Consider the following 20,208-nt stretch of genomic DNA (forward strand, 5'->3'; position numbering starts at 1 on the left):
TAAGGTCTCATGAGTGCAAAAATCAGACTGTATGTAGAGCACCCTTTGGGTCCGGGGCAATCAGTTCCTTTGACGCGTGATCAGGCACATTACCTGTTTGGCGTCATGCGCCTGACTGTTGGTGGTCAAGTCGCGCTGTTCAACGGACAGGATGGTGAATGGCTGGCCGAGGTTGCCGAAGCCGGCAAGCGTGGGGGCGTGCTGGTCTGTTTCGAGCAGTCGAAGCCTTTGCAATTACCGCCGGATTTGTGGCTGCTTTTCGCGCCGATCAAAAAGTCGCGCACTGACTTCATCGTTGAAAAAGCAGCAGAAATGGGCGCGGCGCGGATCATTCCGGTGCAGACGGAGTTTACCAATTCCGAGCGTATCCGTCAGGACCGCCTCCAGGCCCATGCAGTCGAAGCGGCCGAGCAATGCGGCGGAACATTTGTGCCCGAGGTTTCCGAGCTTCAGCGGCTTGACCGTTATCTGGATGCCTGGCCCGAAGGTCGCCAGCTGATGTTCTGTGATGAGGCGGAAGTCGGGTCTGCCCTGCGCCTCGCCAAAAATGACAGGGACCTGCCATGGGCCATCCTCATCGGCCCCGAAGGCGGGTTTTCCGAACGAGAGCGCAAACGGTTGACTGCCTTGCCTTACGCCCATGTGGTCAGCTTGGGCCCGCGCATTCTGCGCGCCGATACCGCCGCCGTGGCTGCGATGACCATGTGGCAGCAGGCACTTGGGGACTGGGCGTGATGTGGCGACTAGCGCAAGCTCAGGACGTGCCCGAAATCGAGGCATTCCTGTATCGCCATGTGCAAAGTTCGATGTTCCCATTGGCAAACATGAAGGATTTCGGTCTGAACGGGTCCAATCCAAGAGCGGTACGTATGTGGCTGCTTGGGAATGAATTGCGCGCGGTGTTCGCCGTGACCAACGAGGGAATGCTTCTGCCGCAATGCCCCGATAGTTCGGACGAAGAACTACGGGGCGCAATCAGTTTGGTCCGTGGTCGCAAGCTGTTCGGCATCGCTGCCGAGGCCGCCCAGACCCGGCGGATCATGCGACTTGCCGGGTGGGAGGATCGACCCGCGACCCTGAACAGTGACGAGCCGGGGTTTTCGCTTGAGCTGAGCCATCTTGTATTGCCTGATTCCACAGGGGCGGAGCTTGTGTCGTTGGGCGAAGTCGATAGGTCCGCCACCGAAACATGGCGGCAGAACTACCTGATCGAGGCCATGGATTTTGACCCGGCACGCGCGCAGGAACAGGCCAAGAAAGACATTGCAGCTTACGTGGCGCGCGATTCTCACAGGGTTTTGTTAATCGACGGTCAACCCGCAGGCATGACTGGTTTTAACGCGCGCCTGCCCGAGGTGGTTCAGATAGGCGGCGTCTTTACGCCGCCCGAATTGCGAGGTCGGGGTATTGCCCGTCTGGCCGTTGCCCTGCATCTGACCGAGGCACGAAACGCCGGAGTTTCGCGCGCGGTCTTGTTTGCCGCTTCAGATGTTGCCGCGCGTGCCTATATTGCTATCGGGTTCAAACCCGCAGGCCAGTACTCTCTGATCCTGTTCACAAACCCGGAGGAAGTTGCATGAGTTTCATCCGACCCGAAGCCAAACTGGCTCTGTGGCGCTGGCGCGAAGTGTTGGTGGCCGTGTTCGTTTTGATTCTGGGTCTCAGCTGGATCAACGGACCAGGGGGATTGTTGGGCTGGTTGGGATGGGTGCTGGTAGCCATCTCGGCTGCGTTGGCCGTTATCGGCTTGCAGCGCGCGCGCTTTCGACTCGGGGTCGGCGGGCCGGGTGTTGTGACGATTGACGAAGGTCAGATTACCTATCTCGGGCCGCTTGATGGCGGCATCGTGGCCGCGCGCGAAATCGAGCGGCTTGCGCTGGACCCCACTTCGTCTCCGGCGCATTGGATTCTGGATCAGCCGGGACAGCCGACGCTTCACATTCCCGTGAATGCCGAAGGGGCTGAGGCGCTGTTCGATGTGTTCTCAGCACTGCCAGGGCTGAAAACCGAACAAATGTTGTCGGAACTGAATGGCGGAGCAATGCATCCTGTTGTTATCTGGGAACGTCAACCGATGCGCCCGGCCCATATCCGCCTGCATTGACACCGGGACAGTTTGCGCCCACGAAAGACCTCCAAGAAAGACACATCAGGATCGGAGCACGCTTCATGTCCATCCCCCAGTCCGGCGGCGGACCGATCGAACGCCACGAACAACTGGCCGAATATCTGGAATCGGGCTGCAAGCCCAAGCAGGATTGGCGCATCGGGACCGAGCACGAGAAATTCGGTTATTGCAAGGACACGCTGAAGCCGTTGCCGTTCGAGGGCAAACGCTCGATCGTGGCAGTGTTGGAAGGGCTGCGGGATCGCCACGGCTGGGCCGAAGTGCGCGAGGCCGGACATCTGATCGGGCTGGAGAAAGATGGTGCCAATGTCAGCCTGGAACCGGGCGGCGCGCTGGAGCTTTCAGGGGCTCCGCTTGAGACGATTCACGAAACCTGTGACGAGGTGAACATTCACCTGCGCGAGGTCAAGGATATCGCCGACGAGATCGGCGTAGGATTCATCGGCCTGGGTGCCGCCCCGATCTGGACCCATGATCAGATGCCTTTAATGCCCAAAGGGCGCTATCGTCTGATGAACGATTATATGGAAGAAGTTGGCACAATGGGCCGTGCCATGATGCGCCGAACCTGTACGGTTCAGGTCAACATCGACTTCGGGTCCGAGGCCGACATGGTACAGAAATTGCGGGTGGCACTGGCGTTGCAACCGATGGCAACGGCGCTGTTCGCGAACTCTCCGTTCTTTGAAGACAAACCCATCGGTCAGAAAAGCTGGCGCAGCTATATCTGGCGGCATCTGGACGACGCGCGGACCGGCATGCTTCCATTCGTGTTCGAAGAAGGGTTCGGGTTCGAACGCTATGTCCAATACGCGCTCGAAGTGCCGATGTATTTCGTTTACCGCAATGGCGAATACATCAACGCGCTGGGCATGTCGTTCCGCGATTTCCTGCAAGGCAAATTGCCTGCCTTGCCCGGTGAGACGCCGACGCTCAGCGATTGGGCCGACCATCTGACGACCGCATTCCCCGAAGCGCGGATCAAGAAGTTCATGGAAATGCGTGGAGCCGATGGCGGCCCGTGGCGCCGCCTGTGTGCCCTGCCTGCCTTCTGGGTTGGCCTGACCTATGACCAGAGTGCGCTGGACGCCGCCTGGGATCTGGTCAAGGGCTGGGATGCCGAGACGCGTGAGGCTTTGCGGGTCGAGGCCGCCAAAGACGGGCTTCAGGCTAAGGTCGGCGGGATCAGCATGCACGATCTGTCCCGCGAAGTTGTTGCGATCGCCGATGCAGGGTTGAAATCGCGCGCTCGACCGGGCGCAGGCGGTCTGGTCCCGGACGAAACCCATTTCCTGAACGCGCTCAAAGACAGTATCGAATCCGGCAAAGTTCCGGCGGACGAGCTGATGGAGCGCTACGACAGTGACTGGAACGGCGATCTGACCCGGATTTACCCCGAATACAGCTATTGATCCGCACCGTCCGGCTTGCATTCGCAAGGATAGGCCGATAGCAGGTTCTGGACCAAATTCAGGGGCCAGTTCGGAAAGCGTCATGGACGATCTTAAGGTAAAATATCTGGGGCAAATCGCCGAAGCTGGCGACGAAAATACGCTCGAAGCGATCCGCGTCGCCGCCGTTGGCAAAAAAGGCGAAGTGGCGCTGAAAATGCGCGAGCTGGGCAAGATGACGCCCGAAGAACGACAGGTCGCAGGCCCTGCGTTGAACGCCCTGAAGGACGAGATCAACTCGGCGCTGACCGCCAAGAAATCTGCACTGGCCGATGCCGCGCTGGATGAGCGTCTGCGCACCGAATGGCTGGATGTCACGCTGCCGACCCGTGCGCGCCGTCAGGGCTCGATCCACCCCGTCAGCCAGGCGACCGAGGAATTGACCGCGATCTTTGCCGAACTTGGCTTCTCTGTCGCGGAAGGGCCGCGGATCGAGACCGATTGGCATAACTTCGACGCCCTGAATATCCCCGGCCACCACCCCGCGCGGGCCGAAATGGACACGTTCTACATGCACCGCGCCGAGGGCGATAACCGCCCGCCGCACGTGCTGCGCACCCATACGTCGCCGGTGCAGATCCGCTCGATGGAGAAACAGGGCGCGCCGATCCGCGTGATCTGCCCGGGCGGCGTCTACCGCGCCGACTATGACCAGACCCACACGCCGATGTTCCATCAGGTCGAGGGGCTGGCCCTCGACAAGGACATCTCGATGGCGAACCTGAAATGGGTTCTGGAAGAGTTCGTGAAGGCCTTCTTCGAGGTCGACGATGTCGAGCTGCGCTTCCGCGCCTCGCATTTCCCCTTCACCGAGCCGTCGGCCGAGGTCGATATCCGCTGTTCGTGGGACAACGGCCAGCTGAAGATCGGTGAGGGCGACGACTGGATGGAGATTCTGGGTTCCGGCATGGTCCACCCCAAAGTGATCGCCGCCGGTGGCATCGACCCCGAGGTCTATCAGGGCTTTGCCTTTGGCATCGGCATCGACCGTCTGGCGATGCTGAAATATGGCATTCCGGATCTGCGGGCGTTCTTTGATTCCGACCTGCGCTGGCTGCGCCACTACGGGTTTGCGGCGCTGGATATGCCGAACCTGCATGGTGGTTTGTCGCGGTGACGGGCGATTCTGACAAGCTTCTCCAACTTATGGAATACATTGAGGCTTCGGGTGTTTCCGGAGCCTCTTTTGATGACAGGGCTGAACGATTGAACGCCATGTATCCAAACTCGCCTCAATACACAGGTACGGCAGAAGCGAAAGTCGGGATGTCTATCTCCGAGAGAGACCACTATCTGTCTATGCTTCGCAAAGAGCGTTTGGTTGACGGCATCTTTACAAAGGATAGCATTGAAAGCCTAAAGCTCACCCTACGGGGACAGGAGTATCTGGAAAATAAGCGAAAAGCCGAAAAACTTGAAAAGCAGGCCCAACGCGAGAACAAGACCTCAGTTGCAGGTGTTTTAGGTGCGTTTGCGAAATATTTCGTTTTACCAGTTTGCGTCATCGTTGCTGCCGCATTGGCGCTCATTGGCTTGGGTGTGAGCCGCTGATCTTCACGTGATGAACTAAGCGCGGAGCAAAGGCCGATAGGCCGCCGCGCCATCGCCATCCCGCGGTCTGGCGATGGCGCGGCTTGCGCTGCTTCGGGTAACCTCACTCTTCGCCAGCGAAAAAACACCCCGCTGAGTTATGTGTAAAATACACCTTTCTTGTTTAACGCGTTTTCGTGCTAGTATCCTCCGAATAAATTTACGCATTCATTTTGGGGGTCATTTCTTTTGGCCGATATTCCGACGAGGCTGTTCAGATTGCGTCCTTTGGAAAAGGCGGATCTGGCAAATGTTAAGCGATGGTTTCAGGACGTCGAAGACCTCGCGCTTTTCGACAGGTCCTGCCGTATTCCGTTGAATCAATTACAGACTGAACACATGTGGGACGATGCCGTCAGCGCTTCGAAAGACTGTAACAAATGCTGGTTCGTCATCGAAACCGACACCGGAGAGACACTGGGCATGACCGGACTAGACGCGATATCCAGCATCAACCGTGACGCGGTTATTCCGTTGTTTGTTGACAAGTCCGTGCGGCGCAGCGGTGTAGGGATCCGGGCGTCGGCCCTGTTGCTGGACTTTGCGTTCCGGCAGCTTGGTCTGAATCGTATCACGTCGTATTGTCGGGCTGACAACCAGCGCAGCCGGGACGTGGTTCGCAGCCTGGGTTTTCAGGATGAAGGCACGATGCGTCAGGCCTGGTTTGCGGACGGGCAGTTTCACGACATCGTCGTGGTCGGCCTTTTGCAACCGGACTGGATCGCGCATCGTCAATCCCTGGCGCGGGATTTGGGTTCCGAGACAGTCGTTACCTTTGGATCTGATGTTTCTGCCAGCTGGTCATGGCCACCCAGGGAGATTGGAGGCAGTTGAAATGTCACAAGCTTGCAACCGCACAACGCGGCAGAATCGACTATATTTTGCCTGACAGAATCATCGATAGAACCCAATCGAGTAATGCCAGTGAATAGTTCCAGTTCGGACAGACCCATCAAACAAAAGCTTGGCGCGGTGATGTTTGCCGACGTTGTCGGCTATTCCCGTTTGATGAGCGAAAATGAGATGGATACGTATAACGCGTTGAAATCCATTATTTCCCATCTGGAAACCACTTGTGAAACCTACTCCGGAGAAGTGGTCGAAGTACGAGGCGACGGTATTTTGGCTCTGTTCGACACTGCCACCAGCGCCGTCGAATTTACGATCGAACTGCATCGTGTTGCCGCCAAGTACAACCAAACGCGTCCATATGCCGAGCCGATCAGGTTCAGGGCCGGCGTTCACCTGGGAGAAGTCCTGATCGATGAGCGCGGAATTCACGGCGACAATGTCAACATAGCCGCGCGGCTTCAGGAAATTGCCGATCCTGAACGGGTCTATGTCAGCTCGGCCGTCTATGACCAGATCCGCAACCGCTTACGCTATGGTTATGAGTATCTGGGGCCCAAGCAACTCAAGAACATCATGTCGCCCGTGTCCACTTACTGCGTCCGCAGCGAAGTCGAAGGCGCAACGATGGCGGCTGCGATGCGCGCGGAACCGCAACCGGATCTTCTGTTACAGCGCCCCGACACACCGTCTGTGGCCGTTTTACCGTTTTCCATCACCGGACAGGACGAAAACGATGATTGGATCGCCGAAGGTCTGACAGATGACATCATCATGAACCTGTCCAAGTTCCGTAACCTGTTCATCATCGCGCGGAATTCGTCGTTCTTTTTCAAGACGCAGTCCATGCCACCGCAGGATGCCGCGAAACGATTGAACGTCCGTTATGTCGCACGGGGCAGTGTGCGCCGGTCTTCCAGTCGAATTCGGATCACAGCCGAGCTGATCGACGCACAGTCCGAGCGCACTATCTGGGCGGAACGGTTCGACCGCAAGATCGACGATATATTCGACATTCTGGACGAAGTGACCGAATGCATCGTTGCGGCTATGGCGGTAATGATCGAGTCTCATGAAAAACAGCGGACGGTGCAGGCTGTTCCTTCAGATCTCCAGGCATATGGGTCGGTGTTGCAGGGGCAGCACCATATTTTCAAGTACACACGTAACGACAACCGAAAAGCTCAGAATTTCTATGAATCAGCTCTGCAAAGGGACGGCGGCTACGCCCGGGCGGCTGCCGCGCTGTCGCGGACGCTGAATATAGATTGGCGGTATTCATGGGCTGAAGACCCGTCAGGTGCGCTGGACAAAGCTTTGGGGTTGGCGCAGCGTGCGATCGATTTGGACCCCACCGACGCCCGCGGTTTTGGTGAGCTTGGCTTCGTGCATCTCTATCGCAAGGAGCATGACTCGGCGCTCCAGTCGTATAGGCGGGCACTGGCGCTTAATCCCAACGACGCGGATATGCATTCCGATTTTGCGGATGCGTTGGCCCATTCCGGCGACAATGAAGCGGCGATCAACCATTTACAGCAGGCCATGCGCCTGAACCCCTATTTCCCCGACCAATATCTGTGGCACCTGGGCGGTGCCTATTACAATCTGAAGCAGTATGAAGACGTGATCGAATCGGTGAACAAGATGAACAATCCGACCGAAGGTCAACGAATTCTTGCGGCCAGCTATGCGCAGATGGGCAACATGGAAATGGCCCGCCTCATCGCGGACCAGCACCGCGAGGCGCACCCTAATTTTTCGCTGGACCGGTGGTCAAAAGTTCAGCCAGACCGGTTAGAGGACGATACCCAGCATTTCGTGGAAGGCTTGAAAAAGGCCGGGTTCTGAAAACAATAAAGGGCGTGCAAATTGCACGCCCTGAGATTGGGTTCATCGGGGGTCAGTCGCCGCGTGCCTTTGCGCCGCTGACTTTTGCGCCGCTGACCTTGGCACCGCTGACTTTTGCACCGCTGACCTTGGCACCACTGACTTTTGCGCCGCTGACTTTCGCACCACTGATCGCCGGGCTGTCAAAGCCGAAGTAGATGTCGAGCAGAACCTGCTCAAACTGGCCGGCTAGAACGTCCATGCGCATAGTGTAGTCTGCCTTGTCGTAATCCCACACACGGATATCGTTAGCTATTTGATAGTCCGCTGCTGCAACTCCGGATATCGAAGGATCCTGAGGCGCACGGGCTCCCTGGCCGCTTGGAAGATCACCATCTGTAGCGCTGTCTCCGTTGCCATGAACAAGGAAAATGCAAGGCTCTGGAAGATCGTAATAAGTTCCTTCGTAAGAGAAGCCATAAATTCTGGCGAGACGGGTATTAGTTCCGAACTGATCGCCCAGGAAATTGTTGTTCCCCTTGCCGCGCCGCCAACGCTTACCAGTGTTTTTGAAGGATTGCTCATTGAGTTCTTTTGCTTTTTGCCGCCAGACGGAACGACTGGGCTTGCCACTTCTCTTTACAATGGCAATATTTCCGCGCTCAATCGTAGCGCGACCGCCGAGAGTAAGACTGCCTGTGGTTCCAGATACTTTGTAGATGCCACTCTTCAGTGGCCCATCGTCGATCTGTACCAACACCAGATCATCGGCTTTCAGTATTACACCGTTAAGCTTATCGTCTGCTCCAATAGTTGGCACCGCTCCAGTGTCTGCCTCGTACGCAGTATCGACCTTGGTAGGTTCCAATATTCCGATGTCGTGAAGCAGGCGTCCGAATAACAACACTTCTGAAAAACTGAGCAAGGACTCAGACATATCACTATCTCCCTCTTACAGGATCGACGACGCCAGAGACCCCATCTCCCCCCTTGTTAGCCCGCAACCTGTGCGTGCCTAAATTAAAAAAATATCATCCCGCGCGGCCAAAATGCCACAAAACGGGGTGAAAACAAAGACTTTAAGGTTTTGCTTATCCAGGCACCCGCGTACGCACCGAAGACGCATGGCTGGAGTCGTCTGGTTCGGCCAGACGTGGACCCGCCGCCACCAGCCCTATATCCCGCATTCGGAAGTTACCTTCGATAATCTGCCGGAACGCACCGCCAGTGATTTCATGGTCCACCGTCAGCAACGCCCGTTCGACCCCAAAATAACTCAGCATATCCGCATCCAGCATCTCCCACGCGTCCGCGAGGTAAGAGCCAAGGAAATCGCGCGCTTCCAGCAGGGCCAAGCGGAACCCTTCGGGATTGGCGGCATACTGAGTATCGAACATCTGCTGCATGATCTCGCTGTACTTGGGAGATCCTTCCAGTTGGTCCGACAGGTCTTCCATCTCGGGGCTGATCAGGTCATGGACCAGCAGCCTTTCGTGATAGATATCGATCAGAATGTCGAACATTGCACCTGTCAGAGGCTCTGATAAGGCGTGTTCGCTGGACCAACCCTGGGCAAACTCTGACAGGGTACGGTCATTGGCGGCGATCCGGATCTGTGCATTCTGCGACAGTTCGGCAAATCGGCTCAGGCGATTGAAGGTATACAGATTGCCGTGCGTGTTCCTGAGCAGGTCCTCAACGACCGAACCGAAATGCAGCGATGCCAGTAGCGCCACCATATCCGCCGCAGATTCGTGGAACCCGTAATATTCACCCGAGGCGTCCCCGTCCGACGGCATCCCGATTACGCTGTAGATTATGGAATGCCCGATTTCATGCGCCACGACATCAAAGTTCAGACTATAGGGGCGGTATTCGTCGCCGTGTTCCCACGTTCCACCGGTTTCCAGAAATCCCCAGCCAATGTGCGCATTGTCGAGGCTGGGTAGTAGCGACAATTCCAAACGGTCAAAGTCGCGAGCGAAATGCCAAGGGATTGGTCGGCCGAAATACCCCTCCCAAACGTCCATTGTGAAATGCGCCGAACCGAACAGGTGCGCCGCCTCAAAGCTAGGGTCAGAGGGTGCGATATGGACAAAATTTCCGAATTCATCGGGTTCAGGTGGCGGCTGAAAATACCCGTTCCAGGGCGGCAGATACATCTGTGGTCCATTTGGACCGGGTACTATTGCGCCATATGGTGTGGTTTTGCCGACGGGGTTAACGGTGTACATGCGCGGCCCGGACGGGCCGGCGCCGATACTGCCGGGCGGTGCCGAGATTTCCACCAGCTCTGGCTGTGCGCCCGGCTCCAGATAAGGGGACTGCGGGTATAGCAGGAACCGCGTGCCCGGTGCTTCGTCTTCTATGTGCTCGGGCCGGTTCATCAAATTACCCTCCTGCAATTTGCCAGACCTGTGCCTGCCTGGGTGGCAGGGTCAGGGTTCTGTGCGATCGCCATCTGACTGGCAAAACAAGAATTCTGTTTCGATCAATTCGTAAAATGCATCGCGCCCGGCCAGGCCGAGTGAAACTGCATATGATTCAAGATCATCTGGCACCTCTTGGTCAAGCCGCGTTTCAAAATACCATATCAGAGCCTGCAACCGATCCACTGATGCCTGTTTTCCAGCTGGCCGTTGGAGATGTGCGATAGCATCTGCTTTGCGGGCGGCGCGGTCGCGCAGGGCGATGTACTCGCCGTTTTGCCTCAGCTCGGCCAGCAAGGGGACATCCAGCATCTCGGCGCGCGAAGACAGGGCCGCCTGGACGCGAGACCGGTTGGCCAGCAAGGCCTCATAATCCTGTGGGCTCAGGTCGTTTTCCTCAAGCCATCGCATGAGATCAGAGCGCCGCGAAAGCCTTGCGTTGGTTCTGTGATCAGACATTTGCCGCACGAGGGCATCGCGGTCTGGCTCGCGATTGTTACGTCGAGCGTCCTCGTCTGCCAGCAGGCTTAGTAGAGCAAGGTCTCGAAGCTGGGCATATCGTTCCGGGTCCAACCGCAATTCATCGATTGTGCTCTGATCACTGACTGCCCCCGCGGCAGGTTCTCCGTCAATGCGGGCACGCAACTCACGCCAGGCCAGAGTAGGTTCGACTCGAACTGGTGTGCCATTGGCCTGTTCCGGCGCGTCCTGCTGCGCCATCTGTGTGAGCATTTCGCGAGCGTCATCGGCCTTGGCATCAACCCGACCCTCGGGCAACCACAGTGTGAAATCTGCCGTATCGGAACGTCCGCCCAGCGCATCGCAAATCCTGCTCCACGTCCGCTCGCGATAGTTCAGCGCCTTCGCGACGCGCAGCATCTCTGATGCTGTGTCCGGCGTCACAACGCCGGTTTTGACTGCCCGCTCTGCGGTGGCTCGGACCGAGACCATAGGCTCGCTAAGTGGTAGGAACCCAAGCTCGGCGGGGCTGTGCAGGACCGCGACTTCGTCGTCGTCCTGCAATGCGCCACTGAGGTAATCCTGAAAAATGCGCCCGACGCCGATCATTCCGAAATCGGCCAGCTCCGCGGCGCGCAAAGCCCCCATGCTGGCGCTGCCATAGACGGGAATACCCTGCTCCATCGCCCACAGGATTTCCTTGTGCCAGACCGACGGCACGCCTTCGAAAAAGCCGTCAATGATACCGATTGCGCGTGGCTTGCTGTGGACAGCGCGATAAACATCGCCCTGTCGCACAGGCGGTAGGATGGTAGCATCCAGACACTGCGCCACTTCTTCGGCGGTGAGGGTGGGGCCAACGAAGATTACAGATGTCATGCGGTGGCGTCCCCGAGCTGTTTTGCCCGGTGTCCGGCAACATAATCGGGATCGTCATGGGGCGCCTCCAGCCCCGGAATAACGGCCCGAACCACGGCAATGTCGACCTCGGAGCGGGACAGATCGACGGTGATAACCTGAGGCATCCCTGCAGACGACAAGCGCTCGAGTAGAAGGGCAAGATCTTCGTCGAATGACCTGGTGACATTGGTGGGGCAGTTCGTAAAATCCGTTGACGCCGTTGCCGTTTTGATCAGGTTGCGGACATAGGAACACCGATCAGATTGCGCCTTGTCCGTGAACTCGGCCGGATCCAAATCGTCGCGCGCTCCGGATATGTAAGTCAGCCGTGTCTGAGCGGCTTCTGTCAGGGCGCGCAATAAGGCTATTGAACTGTCGGGGTGGCAACCATCGCCGATGCCGATATGGCCGGGTTTGTCGCCCGCCTCACTGATCACGCATCGAAAACACGCGATTCCAATGTCCGAGGTTGTATCCCAAATCCCCATCTCAAGCCCTGCCGTGGTGATCAGGTCCATCGCCTGTTGGCATCTTGGATCGTCAACGCTGTCAGGATCTACACGCGGTGGAACCGGCCGATGGTGCCAGAGCGTGGTGGCGTCACGTTCGATCAGCTCGCAGATGGCATGGCAACTCGCCTCGATAACGTTATTGCCGGAAGCCAGACCATTTGTCGTCCGCGGAAAGGCGCCTTGCCCGGCACTGTGCGAACCGGTGTAGTCCGTATCGACCATCTCATACGGAACCCAGCAATCCTGATTGACCGTCAGATCGCGTCCCTGCACCCACAGCATGCTGCGATGGGGATCAAAGCGGCCACCTGTAACCTGCGGCAAGGCCGAAACATCCGCGACATGCGCCTTGTCCTGAATCAGATCGGTGTGGCTGGCCAACCGCAGGGGCAGCTCTATCCGTTCGGCATGCCAGGATTCAATCGCCTCCATTACACCGGACGCCTCAGCAGCCTGCAAGGAAAGGCCCTTGCCCAGAGACACGGCGACAGACCGCGAATTCGGGCGGGTCACCATCACTGTCGGCAGGCCGATACGGTCCAGCCCGGTCAGGTTGGCGACGCGAGTGATGCCCATCCGTTTCAGATGAGGCCGGACGATGGCAAGGGTCTGTTCCGGGTCCCGCAGGCGATGGGTATCCAGAACATATGTCTTCTGCGATGTCTTGGGCATGCACCTGACCCTGCCATAATGACGCTCAGACCGTCCGCGCCAATGCGGTGTTAATAATCAAGCCCGGTCTGGTTTTGGCAAGGATGGGGGATGAAGTCGAACGGGTCAACCGCCGCAAGGCGACAGCGTCAAATGTCATTACTTTTCAAAGTACAAAATGACTTCGCCCAGACGCACCCCGTAACGCGAGACATAGGCGCGGTTGAGCAATCTGTCGTCGCTCAGCAGCCACATCCAGTCATCAAAATTCACTCGCATGGTGCCGTCTTTCACGGGCAGGTCGATCTTGTATTTCCAGTTGAAGGTATCTCCACGTTCAATCCCGGACGCAGTACCCAGAACGCCCGGTGCAGTACCGGTCCAGGTGTCTTCGCCCGTTTTGATCAAGGTCCAGATCCGCTGCTCGGTTGCACCGTCGTCATAGACGAAATCTTCGACCAGCGTCAGCGTCTCACCGTTCCACGTGCCGTCGATCTCGACCGTAAAACGGCGTGAGACGTTGCCCAGGATATCCTGAAACTGACCATAGGCGATGGCCTTCCCCTCAAAGAATTCTTCGAGGTTAAGCTGTCTGTCCGACAGAAAGGTCTTGGGGACTCGAGGTTTGGCAGAGCAGGCAGTCAGGATGGCCAGACCAGCAATTGTGAACGCGCCAAACAGGATTCGACGAGACATCATTGCAGGGGCCTCGATTCAGCCTTTGCATCATGCCCGTAGCCCCCGTTCAGATGTGCAGATGCAATGGCAGGGGCCGGACGCATTGTGGCGATCAGCTCGGCTACCTTGATGCCGTACTTACGCATCTCGGACCTGTTCATGATCGCACCGTTTTCGGTCAGATACATCCAGTCGGTGACATCCAGTATGTGACCTCCGGCGTCCTTCGGCAAAATGATGCGGTAAGTCAGTTTTACGGTAGAACCCGATATGAAGCCCTGACCTTCCCCCACAATATCATCGGCAGTGGCGGTGAATGTATTTCCGGTGCCTATCGTCAAATGCCACTTGCGGACCATCTGCTTGCCGTTGGAGTAAGTGAACTGCTCGGCCAACGTACCGGTGTTACCCTGCCACTCGCCGATCATGCGGGCGACGAAGCTGTTCGACATCTTTCCGTTTGGTCCATAGATCAGACCTTCGGACAGGATCTCTCCGTTCAGATGATCCTTGAGCGAGAACTCAGGCCCGGTGCTGGCATAGTCCGACGGCGATTGAGACCGAAAGCTGAGAAATCGCGCTTTGCCCACAATTACAGCAATTACCGCGAATAGAATGACAGCCAGGAGTTTCATTTGGTAGGGACCTCCGTCGGCAGCGTCAGAACCATTCCGAATGCGCCGAGTTTGAGAATGCAGGGAAGAACGGCATAGGCCAGATTGAGCGTGTTTAGCGCCTGCGCCGTGTTGGATTGTCCGGGAGAAAATCCACTGCGTTCCAGCAGTGGCAGTGTGAAAAAGGCCGCAAGGGCCAGGCCCAGCTTGCCGGCAAAAGACCAGATGCCAAAAGCGGCCGAGGCATTAAGGCGCGCACGGGTCAACACGACCGAAAACATGGCGGGCAGAACAACCATATCGGCGCCAAGCGCTGCACCTGAGGCGATGCAGATCAGGGAAAACGCACCAAGGTTCCCAGCAGACAGCATCGCAGCCCCGATAAATCCCGCGATAGACAGCGGCATAGCGATCATCAGAGTCTGTTTTGGTCCAATTCGGTTGCTGAGCCGCGCCCAAAGCGGCACGCTGACACCTGCGCTGAGAAAGAACAGGATCAAAAGTGGCCCCGCCTTACCAGGTAGTTGCAAACGATCTTCGACAAAAAACAGAAATAGGGTCGAGGTTATCGCGACCGGCAGACTGTTGATCAGTGCAAGAGCCAGCAGGCGCAGCGCTCCGACCTGACCAAGCTCGGCGAAGGACAGAGCCTGCCCTGTGATAGGTGCGCGCCACCAGATTGGAAGTGTCAGGACCAGAGTCACAATAGCCAGCAAGCCCAGAAACAGGCCAAAGGATGGATATCCCTGCGCACTGGCACCAAGGGCCACAAACAAAGCAGGCGCGGCGGCAGCTATGATAACGCCGGTCAGCTGCCCGCCCTCGCGGTAGGCGGCCAGCGTCATCAGTTCTTTTGCATCCGGTTTCTTTGCCAGTGTGGCGCTGCGACCATACAGCAAGATAGTCCCGAGGCTGTAGGCCGAAAACAACAGCACCAGGATGGCAATCAAGACACTAACACTGGCCCCTTTGGGCAATGTAAACAGCAGTGGAAATCCAATCGCCAGGCCGACTGCCGCGATCGCCGCAAACAAAGCCTGCCCTTTCGGCCAACGGTCGATGGCGCACCCAATCAGAGGGTCCTGCACCAGGTCCACCAGTCGAATGACCAGCAAGACGGTTCCGATAACGCCGAGGCCAATGCCAAGATTGACGGCGGCAAAACGTGGCAGATGAATGTACAGCGGTATTCCCGCCGCAGCCAGCATCAGGGCATACAGACTGACGCGAGGATACAGCATCACTGCCCCTTTAACCGCCTGGTAAAGGTGGCCGACCGCGTATCATTACCCAGAAAGATGGACATGAAGGCACGCTTGGCGCCCGGATAAGACAAGGAACAGGTCTTGCGGCCATTGCGCCAAAATTCGACAACGTTCGGCCCCTTGGAGACGGCAAGATAGCTGTCACCCTTGCTGACCGCCTGAAAACACTGTTCCAACTGACTTTGCGTCGGTGCGGGATTCCCTTGACGAGTCATTTCCTCAAGCGTCGATTCAACCAGCGCTTTCTGTTTGAGAGCCTTGCGGTATGTCAGTTTCAGGCCGAAATCTTCATTCCAACTGAATGCAGCCCCTTCGGGCGTGAAAAGTTCTGCGTCATAGATTGGTACGCCTAAAAAGCGAAACGTTGAACTTCCTTTAAGCTGCGCATTGTTGAGCGCATCTGCCACCGGTGACGCCGTCAGCCCGACAGGGGCAAGCAATGCAATCGAAACCAGGGCCACCTGCCAGATGTCAGAGATTGGCCGGCGCAGGTATGGCCGGGTCTTCTTCAAGAATGCCATTGTAAGCTCCGATGGTTTGCGAGGTGCCATTCAGCAAATCGACGACGTGCATTGCGCTGGCGATCCCATCTTCGTGAAAGCCATGTCGGTTATATGCCCCGGCAAACCAAGTACGGTTTCGTCCCTGCATCTCACGGATCTGCCCTTGTGCTCGCAAAGCGGCTTTGTCGAATATCGGGTGGGCGAATTCTACTTGGTCATAGATTTTTGTCGCTGGAATTTCTGAAGATGCATTCAGCGTAACAAATAGCGGGTCGCTGTCTGGAATGTTCTGAAGGCGGTTCATCCAATAGGTGACCCCGACATTGCCGGCTTGCGAGCGATAGGTCCAACTGGACCAGCACGCGCGGCGCCTTGGCATCTGGCCCGAGTCGCAATGTAGAATGGCGGTGTTAGGCTGGTATCGGATCGCACCGAGAGCTGCCGTTTCCTCGACGGTTGCACTCTTGCCAAGAATGGCCAGAGACTGGTCGGAGTGGGTTGCCAGAATGATCTCGTCAAACAGATCGGCTTGGCCATCGCTGTGAACGGTTACGCCCAGATCGTGCCGGTCTATATGCTGAACCGGCGCGGCGACGCGGATATCGCAACCACGGGTGCGTAGGGCAGCCTCGATCCTGCGGACATATTCGATGCTGCCGCCCTTGACTGTGTACCACTGGTGCTGGTTGGCGCGGCCGCTGGCCAACAGCGCGTGGTTGCGGAAAAACTGCACCAGAGATCGGGCCGGAAACTGATCCACAAACTCGACCGGCGTAGACCAGATCGCGCCGCACATCGGTATCAGGTAGTTGTGGCGAAACCAGTGGCCCAGACGCAGTTGATCAACCAGCTCACCTATTGTGGTGTCATCGTCTTGTGCGGCATCAGGGGCCTCCTGGCCGAAGCGCAGGATGTCGGCGATCATTTTGTAGTAGGCAGGCCGTGCCAGATTGCGCTTTTGCGCCGTCAGTGTACGCAGGTTATTCAGACCGTACTCGATGCGGCCATTGTCGATGGTCGCGCCAAAGCTCATCTCGCTTTCGATGACCGGCACATTCAGCTCGTCGAACAGTTTGGTCAAATAGGGGTAGGTGACATAGTTGAACACGATGAATCCGGTGTCGACCGGCTGATCACCGTTTTTTCCGGCAATGACCGTCCGCGCGTGACCGCCCAGCCGGGGTTCGGCTTCGTAAATCGTCACGTCGTTGTTTTCAGATAGATAGTAAGCGGCAGAGAGACCTGAAATGCCTGCACCTACAATCGCGATTTTCTTCCGCACGTTACGGGATTCGTCGAACATTCCATCCTCATTAATCGGCATTTTACAATGGGATACGCAGGGTAGGCGAGGATGGATCAATCACATTAGAAGTTTTTGACAGATGCACTAGGTCATGACGTCCGGTTTCAGAGCCCAATTCTTTTGACATGGTTTGATCCAACACAGTCTTGAGGCCGTAAAATTCAACAACTCCAAGTGAAACGGTCTACATATGAGCAGCTTTGACGGAAAAACCTATTGGATTGTTGGCGCAAGCGAAGGCCTGGGCCACGCGCTGGCTGTAGTGCTGAGCCGTCATGGGGCGCACCTGATCCTCTCGGCGCGCAATGCCGACCGTCTTGCCGAGATTTGTGCCGCATTGCCAAATGCAAAGCCGGTCCCGCTGGATGTAACTGATTTAGAGTCTGTTCGCCACGCCATGGCTGAGGTCGGCAGGATAGATGGGTTGGTTTATAACGCCGGTGCTTACGATCCGATGCGCTCGGCGAAATGGAATACCGAATCCGCTCTGATGATGAGTGATGTGAACTATCTGGGTGCTGTGCGCATCTTGGGTGAAACGGTGCCCGGCTTCGTTCAGGCCGGTCGCGGCGAGATAACGCTGATCGGATCCCTGGCGGGTTATCACGGTTTGCCCGCGGCGATCGGATACGGGGCCAGCAAGGCGGCGCTGATCTCTCTGGCGGAAACGATGCGGCATGATCTGGCGGGCACGGGTGTGACTGTACGAATTGTGAATCCCGGCTTCATCAAAACTCGACTGACCGAGAAGAACAGTTTCAAGATGCCCATGCTGATGACGCCCGAGGGTGCGGCAGAGCGCGTGGTCAAGGCGATGTCGCGCCGCCGGTTTCGTACGGATTTTCCCGCCCCGTTTTCCTGGATGATCCGTCTGATCGACTACTTGCCGGATTTGCTGGTTTATCGCGGGAAATAGAGTCTAACCAAACTGCCCATGACAGAACCAGCCCGCCGACATGGTGCCGCCATGGCCGTAAAACAGCCACAACCGTTCGCCCTGTTCGGTCACCACCACCCAATAATCGCGCACGCCGCTGCGCCAATTGGGGTCGTCGAGCCACCATTCCGGCGCAATGCGTTCCGGGCCGGTGGCCTGCGCCAGCTGCCAGTCGCGCCCGCGCCAGCGAAAGGCGGTGGGCACGTCGGGGGTTTCCGGGGCCATTACCGGTTCGGGCTGCCACATCTGCAAGGGCCGGGGGCGCGGCGGGGCGGGCCAGTTGCGGGCAGGTTCTGACCATGCGGCGGCCAGAATCTGCGCCGTTTTCTCAGGGATGTGCGAAGCTGCCGGGTGGCGTCTTGTGATCACCTCAAGCCCGACCCGGGCGCCCAGTTTGCCGATCAGGTCGTCTACAGCCGTATTGCCCTCAAGCCGATTGCGGGCCACGCGACGCGCCTCGGCATGGCCGGCCACGGTGCGGGCGTGGATGGGCTCGGTCTGGATCGCCTCAAGCCGCAGCATGTCGATGCCATAACCAGCATCGATCTTGTCTATTTTCATCTCTAACAAAGGTCGAATGCGGTGTTTGTCGAATGTCGGGCGGGCCAATCCAACCTCAATAATCTCGGCCGCCTGATCGGCGCGATGCGCCTCAAGCCGCAGCGTGCGGACGCCGCGCGCCTTCTCCTCCAGCTTGGTGCAGAGCGATGGCAAGACCCGGTCGATGGCGGCCATCACGTCCTCGATCAGGCCGATCGGGTTGGGCATGGTCATCCGCACCGCAAAGTGATGCGGCGGGCGGGCGGGTGAGACCGGTTCGGGCGCGCTGCCCATCGCCTGATCCAGTCGCAGCACCAGCCCCCGCCCGAAGCGGCGGGCGAGACTGGCGCGCGGCTGGCCCAGCAGATCACCGATCCGGCGCAGGCCCAGCCGATTCAGCTGCGCCACAGTCTGATCTTCCAGCCGCAGCGCGGCGATAGGCAGCGGGCTCAGCGCGCCATAGGCCTGCCCCGGCGCGGCGATCCGCGCGCCGCCGCCCAAGGCCATCACCTGCGGTGCGGCCCCGCCCTTGGTCCAGTGCCGTCGTTTACCCGCCCGGGCGCGCGTGGCACGCGCCTCCTGACTGATGGCATCACCGCTGCGGTCCGATGTGGCCTCTTGCCCGGCATAGCGCGCCAGCGCCCAGGCCGCGCCCAATGTGTCGGCGATGCCCATCTGCACGCTCAGGCCCATATCGGCGCAATCGGTTTCGATCACGCTCAGCAACGTCTCTTCGCCCCCAAACAGATGCGCACAGCCCGACAGGTCGACGATCAGCCCGTCCGGCGACTCTTCGGCCACCCACGGGCTGAACTTGCCCGCCCACCGTCGTAATGCGGTCAGGAACGCGGCCTCGGCCGGAGCGTTGCGGGGGCGGGTGATGAGGCTCGCGCACATGGCATGGGCGTCGCGCACGGGCTGGCCCACACGCAGACCGGCGGCCTGAGCGTCGGCATTCAGCGAAGTGACGACCTGCATGTTCGATTGCTCGGCGACCACGGCCAAAGGTCCGGCATGCAGGCCACGCGCGGCGCGCACCAGCCGTTCAGCCCCAAGATGGGGAAACCACAGCGAGAGTATTCGGCGTTTCGGCATCGGGCAGACATTCAAATGTTCTCATTTTGTTCTTAGGCGAGAATCATGTCTGGAGTCGAGTCCGCACTGCGTTTACCCGCAGGTCAAACGCTGAATGACACCGGCACCGTTCACGAACACATTCAACCGGTCGATGCGGTAATCCTGGGTCGCAATGTCATTCGGTCCCAAAACACGGGATCGCTCTGGCAAGTCTGCTTGAATCGACGACACTGGCTGACCAACCGCATCCGCAAAGGCCTCGCCCTTGCAGAAGGCCAGATCGACCGGCGGGTTGTCGGTTGCGGTTGCGGTCGTTTCGGGAACGGTCGTCTCGGCACAGGCCGCCAAAAGGATCAGGATCGGGATCAAACGGTGCATTGGCGTTCCTTTTTCAGGCAATGTCGTTTCTGCAATATCAAATAATTAGCCAACCTGCCATGAAAGCACAGTTGAAAACACCCTGTATTTGACGCAGGGTCGGGTCAAAATTGA

20 protein-coding genes are annotated in these 20,208 nt (G+C 57.9%); 9 read left to right on the forward strand and 11 right to left on the reverse strand.

Annotation, left to right across the window (positions count from 1 at the left end; all coding sequences use genetic code 11):
* The first annotated feature begins 9 nt into the window (after window positions 1-9).
* From AC2TDA_RS07675 to AC2TDA_RS07710, 8 genes are all read left to right on the forward strand, one after another.
* On the forward strand, window positions 10-735 hold the full coding sequence (locus AC2TDA_RS07675) for a 16S rRNA (uracil(1498)-N(3))-methyltransferase (protein ID WP_480877548.1): 726 nt from the start codon (window positions 10-12) through the stop codon (window positions 733-735).
* Window positions 735-1,580 (forward strand): GNAT family N-acetyltransferase, encoded by an 846-nt coding sequence (locus AC2TDA_RS07680; RefSeq protein WP_480896856.1) that lies wholly within the window; start codon window positions 735-737, stop codon window positions 1,578-1,580. Before AC2TDA_RS07675 ends, AC2TDA_RS07680 begins: the two co-directional genes overlap by 1 nt.
* On the forward strand, window positions 1,577-2,104 hold the full coding sequence (locus AC2TDA_RS07685) for a hypothetical protein (RefSeq protein WP_480845200.1): 528 nt from the start codon (window positions 1,577-1,579) through the stop codon (window positions 2,102-2,104). Before AC2TDA_RS07680 ends, AC2TDA_RS07685 begins: the two co-directional genes overlap by 4 nt.
* A 65-nt stretch (window positions 2,105-2,169) precedes the next feature.
* Window positions 2,170-3,540 (forward strand): glutamate--cysteine ligase, encoded by a 1,371-nt coding sequence (locus AC2TDA_RS07690; protein ID WP_480877544.1) that lies wholly within the window; start codon window positions 2,170-2,172, stop codon window positions 3,538-3,540.
* An 82-nt stretch (window positions 3,541-3,622) separates the two neighbouring features.
* Window positions 3,623-4,696: a phenylalanine--tRNA ligase subunit alpha gene (gene pheS / locus AC2TDA_RS07695; protein WP_480845202.1), complete on the forward strand. Its 1,074-nt coding sequence runs from the start codon at window positions 3,623-3,625 to the stop codon at window positions 4,694-4,696.
* Window positions 4,693-5,130, forward strand: coding sequence for a hypothetical protein (locus AC2TDA_RS07700; protein WP_480877542.1), 438 nt, complete (start codon window positions 4,693-4,695; stop codon window positions 5,128-5,130). Before pheS ends, AC2TDA_RS07700 begins: the two co-directional genes overlap by 4 nt.
* Window positions 5,131-5,388: 258 nt before the next feature.
* Window positions 5,389-6,003, forward strand: coding sequence for a GNAT family N-acetyltransferase (locus tag AC2TDA_RS07705; RefSeq protein WP_480845204.1), 615 nt, complete (start codon window positions 5,389-5,391; stop codon window positions 6,001-6,003).
* A gap of 141 nt (window positions 6,004-6,144) precedes the next feature.
* A complete protein-coding gene (locus AC2TDA_RS07710; RefSeq protein ID WP_480845205.1) occupies window positions 6,145-7,866 on the forward strand; it encodes an adenylate/guanylate cyclase domain-containing protein in 1,722 nt (573 codons plus the stop codon).
* 52 nt (window positions 7,867-7,918) lie between these two features.
* On the opposite strand, the gene AC2TDA_RS07715 is transcribed toward AC2TDA_RS07710, so the two are convergent.
* From AC2TDA_RS07715 to AC2TDA_RS07755, 9 genes are all read right to left on the reverse strand, one after another.
* On the reverse strand, window positions 7,919-8,782 hold the full coding sequence (locus tag AC2TDA_RS07715; protein WP_480877540.1) for a hypothetical protein: 864 nt from the start codon (window positions 8,780-8,782) through the stop codon (window positions 7,919-7,921).
* A 154-nt stretch (window positions 8,783-8,936) separates the two neighbouring features.
* Window positions 8,937-10,232 carry a gluzincin family metallopeptidase gene (locus AC2TDA_RS07720; RefSeq protein WP_480877539.1) on the reverse strand — a complete coding sequence of 432 codons (1,296 nt, stop codon included), beginning with the start codon at window positions 10,230-10,232 and terminating at the stop codon, window positions 8,937-8,939.
* A 51-nt stretch (window positions 10,233-10,283) separates the two neighbouring features.
* Window positions 10,284-11,612 carry a TfuA-like protein gene (locus tag AC2TDA_RS07725; protein ID WP_480877537.1) on the reverse strand — a complete coding sequence of 443 codons (1,329 nt, stop codon included), beginning with the start codon at window positions 11,610-11,612 and terminating at the stop codon, window positions 10,284-10,286.
* A complete protein-coding gene (locus AC2TDA_RS07730; protein WP_480877535.1) occupies window positions 11,609-12,817 on the reverse strand; it encodes a YcaO-like family protein in 1,209 nt (402 codons plus the stop codon). Before AC2TDA_RS07730 ends, AC2TDA_RS07725 begins: the two co-directional genes overlap by 4 nt.
* A 138-nt stretch (window positions 12,818-12,955) precedes the next feature.
* Window positions 12,956-13,495 carry a DUF3833 domain-containing protein gene (locus tag AC2TDA_RS07735; protein ID WP_480877533.1) on the reverse strand — a complete coding sequence of 180 codons (540 nt, stop codon included), beginning with the start codon at window positions 13,493-13,495 and terminating at the stop codon, window positions 12,956-12,958.
* On the reverse strand, window positions 13,492-14,109 hold the full coding sequence (locus AC2TDA_RS07740) for a DUF3833 domain-containing protein (protein ID WP_480877531.1): 618 nt from the start codon (window positions 14,107-14,109) through the stop codon (window positions 13,492-13,494). Before AC2TDA_RS07740 ends, AC2TDA_RS07735 begins: the two co-directional genes overlap by 4 nt.
* Window positions 14,106-15,329, reverse strand: a complete 1,224-nt coding sequence (locus tag AC2TDA_RS07745; protein ID WP_480877529.1) for an MFS transporter — start codon at window positions 15,327-15,329, stop codon at window positions 14,106-14,108. Before AC2TDA_RS07745 ends, AC2TDA_RS07740 begins: the two co-directional genes overlap by 4 nt.
* Entirely contained in the window at window positions 15,329-15,874 is a 546-nt protein-coding gene (locus AC2TDA_RS07750; protein WP_480877527.1) for a hypothetical protein, read from the reverse strand. Before AC2TDA_RS07750 ends, AC2TDA_RS07745 begins: the two co-directional genes overlap by 1 nt.
* A complete protein-coding gene (locus AC2TDA_RS07755; RefSeq protein WP_480877525.1) occupies window positions 15,825-17,159 on the reverse strand; it encodes an NAD(P)/FAD-dependent oxidoreductase in 1,335 nt (444 codons plus the stop codon). Before AC2TDA_RS07755 ends, AC2TDA_RS07750 begins: the two co-directional genes overlap by 50 nt.
* A 193-nt stretch (window positions 17,160-17,352) precedes the next feature.
* Here AC2TDA_RS07755 and AC2TDA_RS07760 point away from each other — a divergent pair, with 193 nt between their 5' ends.
* Window positions 17,353-18,078: an SDR family NAD(P)-dependent oxidoreductase gene (locus tag AC2TDA_RS07760; RefSeq protein WP_480877523.1), complete on the forward strand. Its 726-nt coding sequence runs from the start codon at window positions 17,353-17,355 to the stop codon at window positions 18,076-18,078.
* Between the two features lie 3 nt (window positions 18,079-18,081).
* Here the strand turns inward: AC2TDA_RS07760 and AC2TDA_RS07765 are convergent, their stop codons facing one another.
* On the reverse strand, window positions 18,082-19,734 hold the full coding sequence (locus AC2TDA_RS07765) for a DUF6504 family protein (protein ID WP_480845218.1): 1,653 nt from the start codon (window positions 19,732-19,734) through the stop codon (window positions 18,082-18,084).
* Window positions 19,735-19,806: 72 nt separating this feature from the next.
* Window positions 19,807-20,094, reverse strand: coding sequence for an I78 family peptidase inhibitor (locus tag AC2TDA_RS07770; RefSeq protein WP_480845220.1), 288 nt, complete (start codon window positions 20,092-20,094; stop codon window positions 19,807-19,809).
* Window positions 20,095-20,208 lie beyond the last annotated feature (114 nt).

This window comes from Ruegeria sp. HKCCD6426 (genome assembly GCF_057221115.1).

What these genes read in the sequence shown, in the direction of transcription:
- AC2TDA_RS07720 (WP_480877539.1), bottom strand. Translation starts at nt 10,232, where the DNA reads ATGAACCGGCCCGAGCACATAGAAGACGAAGCACCGGGCACGCGGTTC.
- AC2TDA_RS07710 (WP_480845205.1), top strand. Translation starts at nt 6,145, where the DNA reads ATGTTTGCCGACGTTGTCGGCTATTCCCGTTTGATGAGCGAAAATGAG.
- AC2TDA_RS07735 (WP_480877533.1), bottom strand. Translation starts at nt 13,495, where the DNA reads ATGATGTCTCGTCGAATCCTGTTTGGCGCGTTCACAATTGCTGGTCTG.
- AC2TDA_RS07675 (WP_480877548.1), top strand. Translation starts at nt 10, where the DNA reads ATGAGTGCAAAAATCAGACTGTATGTAGAGCACCCTTTGGGTCCGGGG.
- AC2TDA_RS07680 (WP_480896856.1), top strand. Translation starts at nt 735, where the DNA reads ATGTGGCGACTAGCGCAAGCTCAGGACGTGCCCGAAATCGAGGCATTC.
- AC2TDA_RS07730 (WP_480877535.1), bottom strand. Translation starts at nt 12,817, where the DNA reads ATGCCCAAGACATCGCAGAAGACATATGTTCTGGATACCCATCGCCTG.
- AC2TDA_RS07715 (WP_480877540.1), bottom strand. Translation starts at nt 8,782, where the DNA reads ATGTCTGAGTCCTTGCTCAGTTTTTCAGAAGTGTTGTTATTCGGACGC.
- AC2TDA_RS07745 (WP_480877529.1), bottom strand. Translation starts at nt 15,329, where the DNA reads ATGCTGTATCCTCGCGTCAGTCTGTATGCCCTGATGCTGGCTGCGGCG.
- AC2TDA_RS07760 (WP_480877523.1), top strand. Translation starts at nt 17,353, where the DNA reads ATGAGCAGCTTTGACGGAAAAACCTATTGGATTGTTGGCGCAAGCGAA.
- AC2TDA_RS07685 (WP_480845200.1), top strand. Translation starts at nt 1,577, where the DNA reads ATGAGTTTCATCCGACCCGAAGCCAAACTGGCTCTGTGGCGCTGGCGC.
- AC2TDA_RS07765 (WP_480845218.1), bottom strand. Translation starts at nt 19,734, where the DNA reads ATGCCGAAACGCCGAATACTCTCGCTGTGGTTTCCCCATCTTGGGGCT.
- AC2TDA_RS07725 (WP_480877537.1), bottom strand. Translation starts at nt 11,612, where the DNA reads ATGACATCTGTAATCTTCGTTGGCCCCACCCTCACCGCCGAAGAAGTG.
- AC2TDA_RS07740 (WP_480877531.1), bottom strand. Translation starts at nt 14,109, where the DNA reads ATGAAACTCCTGGCTGTCATTCTATTCGCGGTAATTGCTGTAATTGTG.
- AC2TDA_RS07755 (WP_480877525.1), bottom strand. Translation starts at nt 17,159, where the DNA reads ATGTTCGACGAATCCCGTAACGTGCGGAAGAAAATCGCGATTGTAGGT.
- pheS (WP_480845202.1), top strand. Translation starts at nt 3,623, where the DNA reads ATGGACGATCTTAAGGTAAAATATCTGGGGCAAATCGCCGAAGCTGGC.
- AC2TDA_RS07690 (WP_480877544.1), top strand. Translation starts at nt 2,170, where the DNA reads ATGTCCATCCCCCAGTCCGGCGGCGGACCGATCGAACGCCACGAACAA.
- AC2TDA_RS07770 (WP_480845220.1), bottom strand. Translation starts at nt 20,094, where the DNA reads ATGCACCGTTTGATCCCGATCCTGATCCTTTTGGCGGCCTGTGCCGAG.
- AC2TDA_RS07750 (WP_480877527.1), bottom strand. Translation starts at nt 15,874, where the DNA reads ATGGCATTCTTGAAGAAGACCCGGCCATACCTGCGCCGGCCAATCTCT.